The following is a 16,717-nucleotide window of genomic DNA, read 5'->3' on the forward strand; positions in this document are numbered from 1 at the left end:
CAACAATGCAATCGCTGAAAGACAAACTCAACGCACTCGCTCAGGCAATGGGTAAGCCCCCCGTTCAGGAAGGCTATACTGACTACGACACACTGCGAAAAGAATTCGAGAAAAAGGCTAATGAAGAAGTACGGCAACTACAGCGACAAAGCAAGAAAAAGCGGATCACTGATATTCACGGGCGCTCAGATCTCAACCCACGCTGGACCTTTTCTACACTGGTAGAAGACAGTGAAGACGTTATCGAAGCGGTGAGTATTGCGCAGTCTTTTATTGCTGCTCACAGCGACAAAGAATGGCGTCAGGCCGGATCTCATATGATGCTCTTTTACGGTGACTATGGGCGTGGAAAATCCCATATAGCAGGTGCCATTGCTCACGAATTAATTGAGCAATACGAGATAACCGTACTATATAGACAGCTTTCTACACTTATGGAAATGCGCCATTTTTCCTTTGATTTTGGTTCACAGGACAATATTGGCCAGCGTTTTAGGGAAACTCATCAGGAATTATTGGATGTTGATCTTCTCATTCTCGACGAAGTTTGTGTAAATGAAACCGTTTTAAAGAAGAATCAGCAGAGTTGGTTGGGCAATCTACTCAGACAACGCCTCGTGAATAAAAAGAACTGTATTATCATTACCAATCACAACCTCAGTGAATTAGAGTTAGCATTGGGTAAATATTGTTTTGAGTCCATCAAGGAATACGACACTTACAAGGTGCGCTTCAGTGGGCCAAGCAGAAGGCAAAGTCTCGGACAAGACGAGCAAAGCCAGTCAGATACACAGAACACTCGTTACACGCCCAACCAGTTGCGTTAACCCCCCACTTCAGGCTACTTGTTACTGTGCAGGTAGCCATAATATTTCCTTTAAATTTTCACAATTCAACGTCTGTCAGGGCTTATTTTAATAAAAACGCCAAGGCCATTGGCAAAAAATTGTGACTACTTAACAAAACAAACCGACAATTAAAAAAAACTGTGGATCACGATGCCGTGAAAAACAGGGGATCATGTGGAAAAGATCTAATCACAGGCCGATCGGCACTATAAGCCCATTAAAACGCGGAGCCAGCGCGATCATATCTGATCGTTCTCGACAAGTTATCCCCAATTGGATCACATCTTGATCACCGCTGTGGATAGGATCCCCTAAACCGCTGTGCATAAGCTTTGATCACAAAAAGCATAACTTTCTCAATCAACGCGCCTGTGGATAATATAGGGGGTTATACACACGATCACAGGTGGGTTATGATCCCCTCTGTACCAATGTTATTAATTCCGTAAGATCATGATCTAAAGTTGGAATTGTCACTTACTCACAGATCTTTCGGATCCTAATAAATATAAATATAAAGATCTTAAAAGGGATCTTTACTTTTAATAAGCAAACTCACAGAACCAAAATTAAATGACGTTGAAGAAAATTTAACCATTTTCATTAGCCAATAAGTCAGCTAAAATACGCGCCCTTTTTCACATAGTCTTTCATTTGAAAAAGTTTGGTGTTCTACGTTAAGTACCGTAATTTGTGAGGTTTACCATGTTTTATCAGGAAGCGTTTGATGTCATCGTTGTAGGTGGTGGACACGCAGGTACAGAAGCTGCACTTGCTTCTGCACGCATGGGTGTGAAAACCCTATTGCTTACTCACAATATGGAAACCATTGGGCAAATGTCCTGCAATCCAGCCATTGGTGGGATCGGAAAAGGGCATTTAGTCAAAGAGATCGATGCTTTAGGTGGCGCTATGGCACTGGCGATCGACCTGGGCGGGATCCAATTTCGCACACTGAACTCAAGTAAAGGGCCTGCAGTACGTGCTACTCGCGCCCAGGCCGATCGAAGCCTATATCGGCAAGCAATTCGAAACACTGTAGAAAATCAATCAAATCTATCGGTTTTTCAACAAAGTTGTGATGACTTGATCGTTGAAAACGATCGTGTAGTGGGTGTGGTTACCCAGATGGGCCTCAAGTTCAAGGCTAAAACCGTTGTTCTGACAGTAGGAACCTTTTTGGGCGGTACAATTCATATTGGCCTTGAAAATTATCGAGGTGGCCGGGCAGGCGATCCGCCATCCATTGCCCTTGCAGAACGATTACGATCTTTGCCGTTTAGAGTCGACCGGTTAAAAACCGGTACCCCTGCTCGCCTTGACGCAAAAACACTGGACTTCAGCGTCATGCAGCCACAACCCGGCGATACTCCTACACCGGTGTTTTCGTTTATGGGTTCACGGAAAATGCATCCAGAGCAAATAAATTGCTACATCACTCATACTAATGAAAAAACCCACGACATCATTCGCGGTGGTTTAGATCGCTCACCTATGTTTACAGGCGTAATTGAAGGCGTAGGCCCGCGCTACTGCCCTAGTATTGAAGATAAGATCACTCGTTTTGCAGACAAAACGTCACATCAAATTTTTGTTGAACCAGAGGGTTTAAACAGCATTGAGGTATACCCGAATGGTATTTCAACCAGCTTGCCTTTTGATGTTCAACAACAACTCATACATTCCATTCGCGGTTTTGAAAATGCTCATATTATTCGCCCTGGTTATGCCATTGAGTACGATTTCTTCGATCCTCGGGATCTGAAACAAACACTGGAAACAAAATTCATTCGAGGGCTTTTCTTCGCCGGACAAATCAATGGGACAACAGGCTACGAAGAAGCCGGTGCCCAGGGATTACTGGCGGGAGCGAACGCTGCGCTTCAAGTGAAGGAAAAAGATCCGCTTATATTGCGACGAGATCAAGCCTACATGGGCGTGCTTATAGACGATCTTGCCACAATGGGAACGAAAGAACCGTATCGCATGTTTACCAGCCGAGCAGAGTATCGCTTGTTGCTGCGTGAAGATAACGCTGACAGTCGTTTAACCGAACTGGGTTACCAGATCGGTTTGGTTGATGAACAGCGATGGGCCTCGTTCAATCAAAAACAAGAAACAGTTGAACGGGAAATGCAAAGGCTTAAAGGTCAGTGGATCCATCCGGATCACGCTGCTACCGCAGAATTAAATCCACTGTTAAAAAATCCGGTAAGTCGGGAACATTCTCTTGAAGAACTGATCCGACGTCCGGAAATGACCTATAAGGCATTAATGCAAATTGCTTCACTGGGACCTGGCGTAGAAGATCCCATCGCTGCTGAACAGGTTGAAATTCAAATTAAGTATGCGGGGTACATTGCTCGTCAGTTGGACGAAATTGCAAAGTCACAACGACACGAAAATACCCTTTTACCCGCAGACTTCGATTACAGTAAAATATCCGGGTTGTCTAATGAGGTTGTGGCCAAGTTAACAGAAGCACGGCCAGAAACCATCGGTAAAGCATCGCGAATTTCAGGTATTACGCCGGCTGCTATCTCGTTGTTATTGGTGTATTTGAAGAAGCACGGTATGTTACGTAAGCAGGAACTCAAAACAGCGTGAGTAATATAGATACAACTAAGCTTCACCAGGTGTTGGCTCAAGGTGCCGACGCTCTTAAGTTATCTGTTTCTGATACTCAAGCAACACAGCTGGTAGGGTTTGTAGAGCGCATTCACAAATGGAATAAAGCGTATAACCTCACCTCAATTAGGGATCCGGAACAAATGATGGTTAAACATATTCTCGATTCTATTGCTGTTACTCCACACGTGGGAGGGAAAAGGGTGATAGACGTGGGAACCGGACCTGGGTTGCCTGGCGTACCGCTTGCTATCATGTTGCCCGATACCCAATTTACATTACTCGATAGCTTAGGCAAACGGGTGCGTTTTATGAAGCAATGTGCTTATGAATTGGGTTTGCAAAATGTGTCACCCCTTCACAGCCGGGTTGAAGCACATCAGCCAGGGCAACCATACGATGTTGTACTCAGTCGGGCATTCGCTTCACTGAAAGATATGTTGCACTGGTGCCAGCATCTGGTAGATTCATCAGGAGTCTTCCTTGCATTGAAAGGGCAATTCCCTCAAAGTGAAATAGATGAAGTGAGTGATCACTTTCAGATCGAGTCAGTCACTGAACTGTCAGTACCGGATCTGGAAGGCGACCGCCATCTGGTAACTATTCGAAAAGTTTAACGGGTACATTGTGGCGAAGGTAATCGCAATAGCGAATCAAAAAGGCGGCGTGGGTAAAACGACCACTGCTGTTAATGTTGCTGCTTCCATGGCAGCAACTAAACGTAAAGTTTTACTTATTGATCTTGATCCCCAAGGCAATGCCACGATGGCAAGTGGGTTGGATAAATATGAAGCAGAAGCAACCTGTTTTGAGTTGCTCATTGAAGAAAAACCCGTTGAAGAGGTTATCTTCAGAGAAACGTCGGGTAAGTACGATCTCATAGCCGCGAACGGAGATGTTACCGCTGCAGAAATCAAGCTTATGGAAATGTTTGCCAGAGAAGTGCGCTTGCGCAACGCCCTCGAGCCGGTAATGGATTACTACGATTTTGTCTTCATCGATTGCCCTCCTTCGCTAAACCAACTCACCGTAAATGCGCTTGCAGCCGCGGATTCTGTGCTCGTACCTATGCAGTGTGAATACTACGCACTGGAAGGGTTAACCGCGCTTATGGATACTATTCAGAAATTGGCATCAGTGGTGAATCCAGATTTAAAAATTGAAGGGGTGTTGCGCACCATGTATGACCCGCGAAACCGCTTGGCGAATGACGTTTCAGAACAGCTAAAGCGGCATTTTGGCGAGCAGGTTTATCGCACAGTTATTCCGCGCAACGTCCGACTGGCCGAAGCTCCTAGTTTCAGCATGCCGGCGATGTACTATGATAAATCATCTGCTGGCGCAAAAGCATACCTGTCCCTGGCTGGGGAAATTCTCCGACGCCGGGAAAAATCTATTCAGCCTGCAAAAGCCAGTTAATCTGTTAAACTAGGCCATTACCTTGTCAGTCTATAGTGCGAGTCATTGAGGAAATTATGTCTGCTAAAAAAAGAGGACTAGGACGCGGTCTGGATGCGCTTCTTGCCACCAGTCAGTCTTCTTCCGCCCGTCAGGATCAGGAAACAGAAAGTCAGTTGGCCAGTAAAAGCGAACTGAGTAAGTTGCCTATTGAGTTTCTGAAGCCGGGAAAATATCAACCTCGTAAAGACATGTCTCCAGAGGCCTTGGAAGAACTGGCTTCATCAATACGTTCTCAGGGTGTTATTCAGCCTATTGTGGTAAGAACACTGGCCAAAGACAGCTATGAAATTATTGCTGGTGAACGTCGGTGGCGTGCGGCGCAACTTGCCAAGCTAGACGTGGTTCCGTGTTTAATTAAAGACGTGCCCGATGAAGCTGCCGTAGCTATTGCGCTGATAGAGAATATTCAGCGGGAAGATCTCAACGCCATGGAAGAAGCACAGGCATTACAGCGTTTGATGAACGAGTTTGAACTTACCCATGCTCAAACTGCTGAGGCTGTAGGTAAATCCAGAGCTACTGTGACCAATTTACTGCGGCTTAATAACTTAAACGAAGATGTCAAGTTATTGCTTGAACATGGTGATATTGAAATGGGCCATGCAAGGGCGCTGTTGGCATTAGAAGGTGAGCAACAAACAGATGCTGCGCAAGTAGTATCAGGTAAAGGGTTAACGGTAAGAGACACTGAAAAGCTGGTGCGCAAATATCTTGAGCCAGAGAAGCCTAAACCGGAAAAGAAGATTGATCCCGATGTTCAAAATCTTGTGACGCGTTTGTCTGACAACCTCGGTACCCAGGTAAGCATAGATCATAACGCTCGTGGAAAAGGTAAAATAGTTATAAGTTTTAATGACTTAGATCAACTTGATGGCATCCTCTCCAAAATAAATTAGTCAACCATTCTGCAAACGTAAAATATTTGTTAATGTCTGTCGTTATCGATTGACTTTTAACGTACAATGCGCGTCGATTGTTATTGTTTAAGTAAATTTTCAAAATAACTTTCGAAATGCGATGTATAGTTGAAAATTATCGTTAAAACAGTATACTTCTGACGCTTTTAAATTAGCGACGAGAGCCTAGGGTTAACGTGGTAAATAGTATCGCCCGAAAAGGGCAACGGTTAGCAGCAAAAACAATCATAATTCAGGGTTGCGCCGGTTTGTTTAGTTCTCTCGTTATTGCGCTAATTATGGGCCAGGAAGGCGGTATTTTTGCGCTGATTGGTGCCGGCATCTGTATTTTGCCAAGTGCTGTTTTTGCGCTGTTCGCGTTCCGATACGCCGGTGCACAAAAAAACAAACAGGTTGTGCAAAGTTTTCGCAAGGGAAGTGTTTTAAAATTATTGTTAACCATGGTGCTTTTTGCATTGGTTTTTAAGCATACTACAGCGCTGGTATTTCCGCTGTTCATTGGATACATCACTGCCATGGTAGCGCAGTGGCCAGCAATATTATTTGTTACACGCAGAACAAAAACGACTAACTAAAAAAATATGCGTGTAATTTGCCTGATTTCCCCAAAAAGGTTAGCGAATTCAGGCGCCAGAATTTTTTAACTTTAAACAATTTGGGAATTAACATGGCATCAACTGGTGGCGAACAATCCATAAGCGGTTATATTCAGCACCACTTGACCAATGCTACTGTCGGTGAAGGCTTTATGGCTGTTCATGTCGATACGTTGGCTTGGTCTGTGGGTTTGGGAATATTATTCTTATATATCTTCAAAAAAGCAGCAAACGGCATGACCAGTGGCGTTCCTGGAAAATTTCAGGCCGTTATTGAGATCATTGTTGAGTTTGTCGACAACACAGTAAAAAGCACCTATCACGGGAAAAGTCCACTAATAGCACCGCTTTCCCTGACCATTTTCGTATGGGTATTGCTCATGAACCTGATGGACTTGGTGCCGGTGGATTTCTTGCCGTGGATTGCACAGCAAATTGGCGGCGCTATGGGGCATGATCCTGACCATGTTTACATGAAAGTCGTACCTACGACAGACGTAAACATGACGTTTGCTTTGTCATTGGGCGTATTTGCCTTAATGATTTTCTACTCGATTAAAATTAAAGGTGTGGGCGGCTTCTTAAAAGAGCTTTATGCGCACCCATTTAATACGCCGTGGCTGTACTGGTTTAACTTTATTCTCGAAGTGGTGTCGTTGCTGGCGAAACCGTTGTCTCTGTCACTTCGTTTGTTCGGTAACCTGTACGCAGGCGAGCTTATCTTCATTCTGATCGCAGGCACAATGGGCTTATGGCAGCTTCCATTGCACTTCATTTGGGCAGCGTTCCACTTACTTGTTATTCCTTTGCAGGCTTTCATTTTCATGATGTTGACCATCGTGTATCTGAGTTTAGCCAGTGAAGAACACTAATTTTTAAATTCTTAATTTTTATTTTTTAACTTCAAAACTAAAGGTGAAAAAACTATGGAAATTTTAGGTAATCTGTACATTGCAGTAGGTATCCTGATCGGCCTGTGTGCATTGGGTCCAGCGATCGGCTTCGGTCTGTTGGGTGGCAAGTTTCTTGAATCTGCTGCTCGTCAACCAGAGCTTGCTCCTACTCTGCAAGTAAAAATGTTCATCGTAGCAGGTCTGATCGATGCTATCGCGATGATCGGTGTTGCTATTGCCTTATTCTTACTGTTCGTTGAAAGCGCTAAGTTTGCTGTTTAATAAGCAGGGTTTAAGTTTATCAACGAATAGAGGGGATCGGTTGTGAATATCAACTTGACTCTAATCGGTGAACTCATTGCTTTCATTATTTTCGTGTGGTTCTGTATGGCGAAAGTCTGGCCACCGATTATGGCAGCAATTGAGGAGCGTCAGAAGAAGATAGCCGATGGGCTGGAAGCTTCCGAGCGAGCCGAAAAAGATTTAGAACTTGCTCAGGCGAAAGCCACTGAGCAAATGAAAGACGCGAAAGCGCAAGCAGCTGAAATTATCGAGCAAGCCAAAAAGCGTGCAAATCAACTTGTTGAAGATGAAACGCAGAAAGGTCATGCCGAGCGAGAGAAAATTATCGCTTCCGGTTATGCCGAAATTGAATCTGAACGTAATCGTGCCAAGGAAGAATTACGTGCACAAGTAGCCGCTTTGGCTGTTGCTGGTGCAGAGCAAATTCTTCAACGTGAAATCGACGCAAACGCCCAAAACGACATTGTTGAAAAACTTGTCGCTGAGCTATAAGAGGGAGATGAGCCATGTCTGAATTGACAACTGTCGCTCGCCCCTACGCTAAAGCAGCTTTCGATTTTGCCGTTGAGCACAACGCCGTTGCCAAATGGCAGGATATGTTGATGTTTGCTGGCGAAGTTGCGAAAAACGAAGATGTGCATCAGTTATTAACCGGTGCCATTGCCGCAGAGCAACTTGCTGAAGTGTTTATCAATGTATGTGGTGATACGCTCGACGATCACGGCCAAAACCTGATTAAAGTATTGGCTGAAAATAAACGTTTGATCGCCCTACCTGCGATTTTTGCGCAATTTTCTGCTTTAAAAGCAGATTACGACAAAGAAGTTGAAGTGGATTTAACTTCCGCTTCTGCCTTGTCCGAAGCGCAAAAGGCTGCTATTGGCGCATCGCTGGAAAAACGTTTGGCACGTAAAGTGAAGCTTAATTGTAACGTGGACCCTGCTCTGGTCGCAGGCTTTGTAGTAAAAGCCGGTGATACAGTTATTGATGGTTCCGTAAAATCGAAATTGAACCGTCTCGCAGACGCGTTGCAAGCATAACGGGGATAAGAGTATGCAACTTAATTCCACTGAAATTGCAGAACTGATCAAAAAGCGAATTGAACAGTTTAATGTAACCAGTGAAGCACGCACCGAAGGGACTATCGTCGCAGTAACCGACGGTATTATCCGCATTCACGGCCTGGCCGATGTAATGCAAGGTGAAATGATCGAGCTTCCTGGTAGTCGCTACGCAATTGCACTAAACCTCGAGCGTGACTCAGTTGGTGCTGTTGTAATGGGTCCCTATGCGGACCTGCAAGAAGGTACAAAAGTACAGTCTACTGGTCGTATCTTGGAAGTACCTGTTGGTCCTGGTTTGCTGGGTCGTGTTGTTAACACACTGGGTGAAGCGATTGACGGTAAAGGCGCTATTGAGTCTGACGGTTTTGAACCGGTAGAAAAAATTGCACCGGGCGTTATTGAACGTCAATCAGTCGATCAACCAGTACAAACGGGTTATAAGTCAGTTGACTCTATGATTCCAATTGGTCGTGGTCAGCGCGAGTTGATTATCGGTGACCGTCAGTGTGGTAAAACAGCCATGGCTGTTGATGCCATCATCAAGCAGAAAGATTCTGGCATTAAATGCGTTTATGTAGCGGTAGGCCAAAAAGCCTCTACCATTGCTAACGTGGTTCGCAAGCTGGAAGAGCATGGCGCAATGGCTCATACCATTGTTGTTGCAGCATCTGCGTCTGAATCTGCAGCATTGCAGTATCTGGCACCGTACTCTGGCTGTACCATGGGTGAATACTTCCGTGACCGCGGTGAAGACGCGCTTATCGTATACGATGATCTGTCTAAGCAAGCTGTTGCTTATCGTCAGATTTCATTGCTGCTGAAGCGTCCTCCAGGCCGTGAAGCTTATCCCGGTGATGTTTTCTATCTCCACTCCCGTTTGCTTGAACGTGCTGCTCGTGTAAACGACAAGTACGTAGAGCGATACACTAACGGTGAAGTGAAAGGTAAAACCGGTTCACTGACTGCGCTCCCTATTATTGAAACCCAAGCCGGTGACGTATCAGCATTCGTACCGACAAACGTTATTTCAATTACCGACGGTCAGATCTTCTTGGAAACTGACTTGTTTAACGCTGGTATTCGCCCTGCTGTAAACGCCGGTATTTCAGTATCTCGTGTTGGTGGTGCTGCTCAGACTAAAATCATCAAAAAATTAGGTGGTGGTATTCGTCTGGCACTTGCACAGTATCGTGAATTGGCGGCGTTCTCACAGTTCGCTTCTGACCTTGACGATGCAACTCGTGAACAGCTGGAACACGGTGAACGCGTAACAGAACTGATGAAGCAGAAGCAATATGCGCCTCTGTCAATCGCTGATATGGGTGTCTCTTTGTACGCCGTTGAGAAAGGCTTCTTGAAAGATGTTGAGCTGGGCAAAATCCTTGATTTTGAAGCAGCATTGCACGCTTACATGAACAGCGAACACGCTGAGCTAATGAAGACTATCAATGAAACCGGCAACTACAACGATGATATTGATGCTCAGTTGAAAGACGCTTTAACTAACTTTAAAGCGACACAAACTTGGTAATCAATGGTGCTGACCCAAAAGGTCAGCACAATTCGTTGAGTAATCGGAGAGATAATCATGGCCAGCGGTAAAGAGATAAAAGGTAAAATTGGGAGTATCAAAAATACTCAAAAGATTACCAGTGCGATGGAAATGGTTGCTGCGTCAAAAATGAAAAAGGCGCAGGAACGTATGGCTCATGGCCGTCCGTATGCACAAAACATGCTTAAAGTGATTGGTCACATTGCTAACGGCAACCTTGAATATCGCCATCCTTATTTGGAAGAGCGTGAAATCAAGCGCGTTGGTTATATTGTGATTTCCACTGACCGAGGCTTATGTGGTGGTTTGAACACCAACGAATTTAAGCTTGTTACCCAGGACGTCAAAAAATGGCGTGACCAGGGTGTAGAAGTGGATTTTGCTGCATTAGGTTCAAAAGCATGCGGTTTCTTTAACCGTTTTGGTGGCACTTTACTTGCTGCTGAATCAGGTTTAGGTGATAAACCGTCTGTAGCTGATGTAGTAGGTGTTGTACGCGTTATGCTTAAAGCGTATGACGAAGGCAAGATTGACAGGGTTTTCCTGGTTTTCAATGACTTCGTTAACACCATGACACAGAAACCTGTGATCAATCAGTTATTGCCTTTGCCAAAGTCGGAAGACGAAGAATACCAACACCGTTGGGACTATATCTACGAACCCGATCCAAAAGAAATTTTGGAATCATTGATGGTTCGTTACATTGAGTCTCAGGTGTATCAGGGTGTTGTAGAAAACGCAGCTTCAGAACAAGCTGCGAGAATGGTTGCCATGAAGGCAGCAACCGACAATGCCGGTAATCTCATTGATGAGTTACAACTGGTATATAACAAAGCGCGTCAGGCCGCAATCACACAAGAAATCAGTGAGATTGTTGGCGGTGCCGCAGCGGTGTAGGCAAAGGTTTAGAAGAAATAACGAGGACTAATTATGAGTCAAGGTAAGGTCGTCCAAATCATTGGCGCCGTTGTGGACATCGAGTTTCCACAAGATGCGGTACCAAGAGTGTATGACGCACTAAGAGTTACCGAAGGTGACTTATCAGGATTAACCCTGGAAGTGCAACAGCAATTAGGTGGCGGTGTTGTTCGTGGCATCGCACTGGGTACTACTGACGGACTAAAACGCGGTCTGGCAGTAGAAAATACCGGTAACCCAATCATGGTTCCAGTAGGTACATCTACACTAGGTCGTATCATGGACGTATTGGGTAACCCAATCGACGAAGCGGGCCCAATTGGTGAAGAAGAGCGTATGTCTATTCACCGCGAAGCGCCTAGCTATGAAGACCAGTCCAGCTCTGTTGAATTGCTGGAAACCGGTATCAAGGTTATTGACCTGGTATGCCCATTCGCTAAGGGTGGTAAAGTTGGTCTGTTCGGTGGTGCCGGTGTAGGTAAAACCGTAAACATGATGGAGCTTATCCGTAACATCGCTATCGAACACAGTGGTTTCTCTGTATTCGCTGGTGTGGGTGAGCGTACTCGTGAGGGTAACGATTTCTACCACGAAATGAACGAATCAAACGTACTTGATAAAGTATCCCTGGTATACGGTCAGATGAACGAACCACCGGGTAACCGTTTGCGCGTCGCATTGACGGGTCTGACTATGGCGGAAAAATTCCGTGATGAAGGTCGTGATGTACTGTTCTTCGTAGATAATATTTACCGTTATACTCTTGCTGGTACAGAAGTATCTGCATTGTTGGGCCGTATGCCATCTGCGGTAGGTTATCAGCCTACTCTGGCAGAGGAAATGGGTGTTCTTCAGGAACGTATTACGTCAACGAAGACGGGTTCAATCACGTCAATTCAGGCGGTATACGTACCTGCGGATGACTTGACTGATCCATCACCTGCAACAACGTTTGCTCACCTGGACGCAACAGTGGTACTTTCCCGTGATATTGCATCACTGGGTATCTACCCTGCCGTTGACCCACTGGATTCCACCTCTCGTCAGTTGGACCCTCTGGTAATCGGTCAAGAACACTACGACACAGCGCGTGGCGTTCAAACCGTGCTTCAGCGTTATAAAGAGTTGAAAGACATTATTGCGATCCTCGGTATGGACGAGCTGTCAGAAGAAGATAAGCAAGTCGTATCCCGTGCTCGTAAGATTCAGCGTTTCTTGTCACAACCTTTCTTCGTAGCAGAGGTATTCACCGGTTCTCCTGGTAAGTATGTTTCTCTGAAAGACACTATCAGTGGCTTTAAAGGCATTTTGGAAGGTGAATATGATCACTTACCAGAACAAGCTTTCTACATGGTTGGTTCTATCGACGAAGCGTTGGAAAAAGCCAAGAAATAAGAATGAAGCCAGGCAGGTTACAACCCTGTCTGCACTTGATTCACGTTCCTTACTAAGGAGTTTACAATGGCAGCTATGACCGTTCACCTGGATGTAGTAAGCGCAGAAAAAGAGATTTTCTCTGGTCTCGTTGAAACAGTTCAGGTAACAGGAAGTGAAGGTGAGCTGGGTATCCACCCTGGTCACGCGCCACTTATCACTGCAATAAAACCTGGTATGGTGCGTTTGGTTAAGCAGCACGGCGAAGAAGAAATGATTTACGTTGCCGGTGGTGTACTTGAAGTACAACCCGGCACGGTAACCGTTCTCGCTGATACAGCCGTTCGTGCGGAAGATTTGGACGAACAGGCTGCAGAAGAATCGAAACGTCGAGCTGAAGAGCACATCGCCAACCCAGGCGCTGATTTCAATTACGCAGAAGCGGCACATGAGCTGGCAGAAGCCATTGCTCAATTGCGCCTAATTCAAAAACTGCGCAAATAGATATTAGCTGTTTGAAAGACCCGGCTATTGCGCCGGGTTTTTTTGTATTTTTTTTCGCCTCCCTATTCACTTTACTACAAAATCATGTACTGTATATTTAAACAGCAAAAAGGAGCATTACTCATGCTATCCGGTAAATGTTTGTGTGGTGAGGTAAATGTCCAACTGGCCAAATACACAAGTCACATTCACGCCTGTCATTGTGCAATGTGCAGAACCTGGGGAGGCGGACCTCTGTACACGGTTCAGGCTGGCACTGGAGTAACCTTCAAAGGTGAAGATGCCATTACACGCTTTGCTTCGTCTCAATGGGCAGAGCGGGGTTTTTGTCATCGTTGTGGGACCCATTTGTTTTATCTGTACAAGGAAACACAAGAGTATTATCTTCCTGCTGGCTTGTTTAACGAACCGAGCTTTACATTGGAATCTGATATTTTTGTTGACGAAAAAGCCAGTTATTACCCGCTTAGCCCAGATACCAAAAAAATGACAGGGGCGGAAATCATTGCTGCGTTTGCTAAAGAGTCGCCTGAATGAAAAACAAATCTATGAATTATATTGAGGTTCCCTCGCTGTCTTTGGAAAAAACAAAAGCGTTTTTTTCTTCTGTTTTCAATTGGTCTTTTACCGACTACGGACCAGAGTACACAGCATTCACTTTGGATAATATCGACGGTGGCTTTTACCACAGTGACAAAGCTTCCAATGCAGCTTTGGGAGCTGCACTACCTGTGTTCTATAGTGATGATCTTAATAGTATCAAAAACGAAATTTGTCGTGCCGGGGGCCAAATCACGGTAAATATCTTCGCTTTTCCCGGTGGTTACCGCTTTCATTTCCGCGAACCTGGCGGTTCAGAGTTTGCTGTGTGGTCAGAAAACTACGAAGAAACACAATAAAAGTTCAACAAGCGTTAATAATTGATTTGGATCCTTGTAAATCGACGTCAAAATATTACACTACGTTGAAAATAATAAACCTGTAAAACAGTAGTGGGAAGGACTTTGCTAGATGTTTTGTGAAGGCCGAAATGAAGAACCGCTATCCCTATCCAACAATTACAACTACTTCCGTTTGGTTTGCGCCTCTGTGCTACCTAGCGCTGTGTTTTGTGGCAAATTACCTAACTGGCGCCCTCGACTACTATAATATCAGAAGTGAACGGGATCAAAGAGACTTCAACTGTGCATTGGGCTTGCCTATTTTGACTGCATTTTGTTGGATGTCTATCAGAGCTCAGCAACAAAATGTTGCCAGCACTATCATGCGCTATCTGCTAGACAATAATCGGTTGTGTGAGTTCGCTGAGCATCGCGACAGGTTGTCAGAGAAACTAAGACAGCACACCATTACTGCTGCAACGTTTGCTATCTCTTTTAATTCAGTTTACCTCATTAGTGAAGAGCTACTGGCTATCGATCTCGCTCCGAAAACCCTGGTCTTAGATCTTATTTCCTACCCCTTTTGGTTTTTCTTCTGGCTTTTCCTATTTCAAATTGTATCGTCAACACGCTATATGAGAACGCATTTTGTTCAGTCCGTAGTGCTTGATGTGGCGGCGCTTAAAGCTCTTAGAAGAGTAGCATCACTTGCCATTGAAAATGCCATGTACGGATTGATCGCACTTATCATAGCACCGGTGTTTTGGTTTAACCGAAGTATTCCATTTGTGGACATTGTAATGGTGATAGTGTTTTTCACTTTTCTGACTGTTTATGTAATATGGCCGGCAATCGAGGCATACCGAGCTATCGGCAATACAAAACACGCGATGTTCGCATCGCTTTCGTCAATGATTAATCAAAAGATACCACCGGCTTGTTCCGCTGGTAGTGATATTAATAATGTAAGCGCGCAACAGGATATTGAAGTTGTTGCGTCAACATCATCTATACCCACGAGCTTCAAACAACTGCGTCGGGTACTGTTAGTACTGTCTTCAATTCCGCTATCGTGGTTTATCTTAATGCAGCTGGAGCAACTTGTGGCCTGAAAAAATTCTCAGTAAGCTGTCGTTTTATAATGGAAACGAGGTTTAATATGGTTGTGTATGGAGACAGTCGATCGGGCAATTGTTACAAAATCCAACTACTTTTGGCGCTGCTTGGCAAGCAATGTAGATGGGAAGAAATCAACGTATTAGATGGTGCAACACAACAACCTGAATTTCTTCAGAAGAATCCCAACGGCAAAATACCGCTTTTGGAAATGAATGATGGCAGAACACTGGCTGAATCTAATGCTATTATTTCTTTTCTCGCTCAAGGATCCCCTCTTATTCCTCAATCGGCCTTTGACTATGCCACCATGTTGCAATGGCAATTTTTTGAACAATATAGCCACGAACCTTTTATTGCAGTAGCCCGGTATATTAATTTGTATTTAGGTTTGCCAGAAGAACGCAAAGCCGAATATCAAAGTAAACAGGCTGGCGGACACAAGGCGCTGGCTGTAATGAATCAACAATTAGAGAAAACACCTTTTTTGGTGGGTGAGCAGCTTACTCTTGCTGATATTAGTTTGTATGCCTACACTCATGTTGCACATGAAGGTGGCTTTGAATTGGTCTCCTATACAGGTATACAGCACTGGCTGGAGCGGATTGCCGACCAGAAAGGTTACGTACCTATGCAGTATTAGCTAAAAACGGAGTGGGTTATTTATCTTTTCGTTTTCGCAAGTGGTGTTGAGGGCCTCGCCAGTTTTTTTGCATGGCGGCCTGTAAGCGATAAAGAATAGATGTATCAACTGTGGTGGTTTGAGTTAATGTATAAGCGACGGCTTCTAGTGTCGATAGCCCCTGTTCCATTTTCGTATGCCTAATTACGTAGTTTGAACTACCTGCGTCTGTGAAATGATAATGTGGTAAAGGGTGAAGATCTGGGTAGGCCAGCCACATGCCACGTGATTGCCGCCAACTGCCATCGAGCAAAATATACGCATCGTGTTTCGAGTGGCCTTTTAATTGCTCTATGGGTAAGCTTCCAATAGTAGGGTAGACTACAGCTGGGTTGCGATACTTAGACAGTAGAGCGCTGAGAGCCTGGCTAGCCACAGCGTGATTGTCGTGGGTAATAACTGTGAGGTTTTTCAGCGACAGTGATAGCAACCGCACGGTATTCTTTGCATGACCGACTTCTTTTTTGTGTTGGAGTATAAGTATGGGGATTGGCGACATTACGGGCGCAACGTCAGAGCACAGGCAGGTAGTTAGTGGATATAGACACTGTTTACAGACGGCGCGCATAATAAATACTATAGCGTGAAAAACCATGACGAATGTTAGCATTATTGCGCGAATCCTAAATACTGTAAAAGTGGTGCCACCTGGTTTTGTTGCCAGTTATGGTCAAGTAGCCGATCTTTCTGGTTTACCCGGGCGCGCCAGGCTGGTGGGGAAACAGCTTACTAATACGTTTGAGGGCGCAGCGATCCCTTGGCACCGCATTGTGCGTTCAGATGGAAAAATAGCATTTCCTGTTGGCAGTGAAAAAGCGGAAGAGCAAAGACAAAGGTTGATTGCTGAAGGTGTTGTTGTCCGCAACAACCGGATTTCTATGAAACGTTTTCAATGGCAGCCGGATCTAGCAGAGATACTCCACACTTTGAAATATTAGTATTTTGGCAAGCCTCTCTTGAAAGTTGATTAATGCGGTTTT

Annotated in this window: 20 protein-coding genes; 19 read left to right on the forward strand and 1 reads right to left on the reverse strand. The window is 44.8% G+C overall.

What is annotated here, in order from left to right; translation table 11 throughout:
• The first annotated feature begins 5 nt into the window (after positions 1-5).
• The 18 genes from KO518_RS00195 to KO518_RS00280 all read left to right on the forward strand — a co-directional run bounded on the left by KO518_RS00195 (position 6) and on the right by KO518_RS00280 (position 15,698).
• Positions 6-827 (forward strand): ATP-binding protein, encoded by an 822-nt coding sequence (locus tag KO518_RS00195; RefSeq protein ID WP_216023806.1) that lies wholly within the window; start codon positions 6-8, stop codon positions 825-827.
• A 726-nt stretch (positions 828-1,553) separates the two neighbouring features.
• On the forward strand, positions 1,554-3,455 hold the full coding sequence (mnmG, locus tag KO518_RS00200) for a tRNA uridine-5-carboxymethylaminomethyl(34) synthesis enzyme MnmG (protein WP_216023807.1): 1,902 nt from the start codon (positions 1,554-1,556) through the stop codon (positions 3,453-3,455).
• A 5-nt stretch (positions 3,456-3,460) separates the two neighbouring features.
• Positions 3,461-4,093 (forward strand): 16S rRNA (guanine(527)-N(7))-methyltransferase RsmG, encoded by a 633-nt coding sequence (gene rsmG, locus KO518_RS00205; RefSeq protein WP_216024370.1) that lies wholly within the window; start codon positions 3,461-3,463, stop codon positions 4,091-4,093.
• A gap of 10 nt (positions 4,094-4,103) precedes the next feature.
• The gene (locus KO518_RS00210; protein WP_216023808.1) at positions 4,104-4,895 is read left to right on the forward strand and encodes a ParA family protein; all 792 of its coding nucleotides are present in this window, start codon (positions 4,104-4,106) and stop codon (positions 4,893-4,895) included.
• Positions 4,896-4,951: 56 nt separating this feature from the next.
• A complete protein-coding gene (locus tag KO518_RS00215) occupies positions 4,952-5,833 on the forward strand; it encodes a ParB/RepB/Spo0J family partition protein (RefSeq protein WP_216023809.1) in 882 nt (293 codons plus the stop codon).
• A gap of 269 nt (positions 5,834-6,102) precedes the next feature.
• Complete coding sequence (locus tag KO518_RS00220) at positions 6,103-6,429, forward strand: ATP synthase subunit I (RefSeq protein ID WP_216023810.1); 327 nt, start codon at positions 6,103-6,105, stop codon at positions 6,427-6,429.
• Positions 6,430-6,521: 92 nt separating this feature from the next.
• Positions 6,522-7,322: a F0F1 ATP synthase subunit A gene (gene atpB, locus KO518_RS00225; RefSeq protein ID WP_216023811.1), complete on the forward strand. Its 801-nt coding sequence runs from the start codon at positions 6,522-6,524 to the stop codon at positions 7,320-7,322.
• Positions 7,323-7,376: 54 nt separating this feature from the next.
• The gene (atpE, locus tag KO518_RS00230) at positions 7,377-7,625 is read left to right on the forward strand and encodes a F0F1 ATP synthase subunit C (protein WP_073318383.1); all 249 of its coding nucleotides are present in this window, start codon (positions 7,377-7,379) and stop codon (positions 7,623-7,625) included.
• Between the two features lie 42 nt (positions 7,626-7,667).
• Complete coding sequence (gene atpF, locus KO518_RS00235; RefSeq protein WP_216023812.1) at positions 7,668-8,138, forward strand: F0F1 ATP synthase subunit B; 471 nt, start codon at positions 7,668-7,670, stop codon at positions 8,136-8,138.
• A 14-nt stretch (positions 8,139-8,152) separates the two neighbouring features.
• Positions 8,153-8,686, forward strand: coding sequence for a F0F1 ATP synthase subunit delta (gene atpH / locus KO518_RS00240; RefSeq protein WP_216023813.1), 534 nt, complete (start codon positions 8,153-8,155; stop codon positions 8,684-8,686).
• A gap of 13 nt (positions 8,687-8,699) precedes the next feature.
• Positions 8,700-10,241, forward strand: coding sequence for a F0F1 ATP synthase subunit alpha (gene atpA / locus KO518_RS00245; protein ID WP_216023814.1), 1,542 nt, complete (start codon positions 8,700-8,702; stop codon positions 10,239-10,241).
• 57 nt (positions 10,242-10,298) lie between these two features.
• Positions 10,299-11,159 carry a F0F1 ATP synthase subunit gamma gene (atpG, locus tag KO518_RS00250; RefSeq protein WP_216023815.1) on the forward strand — a complete coding sequence of 287 codons (861 nt, stop codon included), beginning with the start codon at positions 10,299-10,301 and terminating at the stop codon, positions 11,157-11,159.
• A 33-nt stretch (positions 11,160-11,192) separates the two neighbouring features.
• A complete protein-coding gene (atpD, locus tag KO518_RS00255) occupies positions 11,193-12,575 on the forward strand; it encodes a F0F1 ATP synthase subunit beta (protein ID WP_216023816.1) in 1,383 nt (460 codons plus the stop codon).
• A 66-nt stretch (positions 12,576-12,641) separates the two neighbouring features.
• Entirely contained in the window at positions 12,642-13,058 is a 417-nt protein-coding gene (locus tag KO518_RS00260) for a F0F1 ATP synthase subunit epsilon (RefSeq protein ID WP_216023817.1), read from the forward strand.
• A 123-nt stretch (positions 13,059-13,181) separates the two neighbouring features.
• Positions 13,182-13,595, forward strand: coding sequence for a GFA family protein (locus tag KO518_RS00265; RefSeq protein ID WP_216023818.1), 414 nt, complete (start codon positions 13,182-13,184; stop codon positions 13,593-13,595).
• Complete coding sequence (locus tag KO518_RS00270) at positions 13,592-13,957, forward strand: VOC family protein (RefSeq protein ID WP_216023819.1); 366 nt, start codon at positions 13,592-13,594, stop codon at positions 13,955-13,957. Before KO518_RS00265 ends, KO518_RS00270 begins: the two co-directional genes overlap by 4 nt.
• Positions 13,958-14,169: 212 nt before the next feature.
• Positions 14,170-15,051, forward strand: coding sequence for a hypothetical protein (locus KO518_RS00275; protein WP_216023820.1), 882 nt, complete (start codon positions 14,170-14,172; stop codon positions 15,049-15,051).
• 47 nt (positions 15,052-15,098) lie between these two features.
• Positions 15,099-15,698, forward strand: a complete 600-nt coding sequence (locus KO518_RS00280; protein ID WP_216023821.1) for a glutathione S-transferase family protein — start codon at positions 15,099-15,101, stop codon at positions 15,696-15,698.
• A gap of 16 nt (positions 15,699-15,714) precedes the next feature.
• Here the strand turns inward: KO518_RS00280 and KO518_RS00285 are convergent, their stop codons facing one another.
• On the reverse strand, positions 15,715-16,347 hold the full coding sequence (locus KO518_RS00285) for a tRNA-uridine aminocarboxypropyltransferase (RefSeq protein WP_216023822.1): 633 nt from the start codon (positions 16,345-16,347) through the stop codon (positions 15,715-15,717).
• Here KO518_RS00285 and KO518_RS00290 point away from each other — a divergent pair.
• A complete protein-coding gene (locus KO518_RS00290) occupies positions 16,331-16,675 on the forward strand; it encodes an MGMT family protein (RefSeq protein ID WP_216023823.1) in 345 nt (114 codons plus the stop codon). The two genes, KO518_RS00285 and KO518_RS00290, sit on opposite strands and share 17 nt — an antisense overlap.
• Positions 16,676-16,717 lie beyond the last annotated feature (42 nt).

Source organism: Aestuariibacter sp. A3R04 (assembly GCF_018860805.1).
In the GTDB taxonomy this organism is placed as follows: domain Bacteria; phylum Pseudomonadota; class Gammaproteobacteria; order Enterobacterales; family Alteromonadaceae; genus Alteromonas.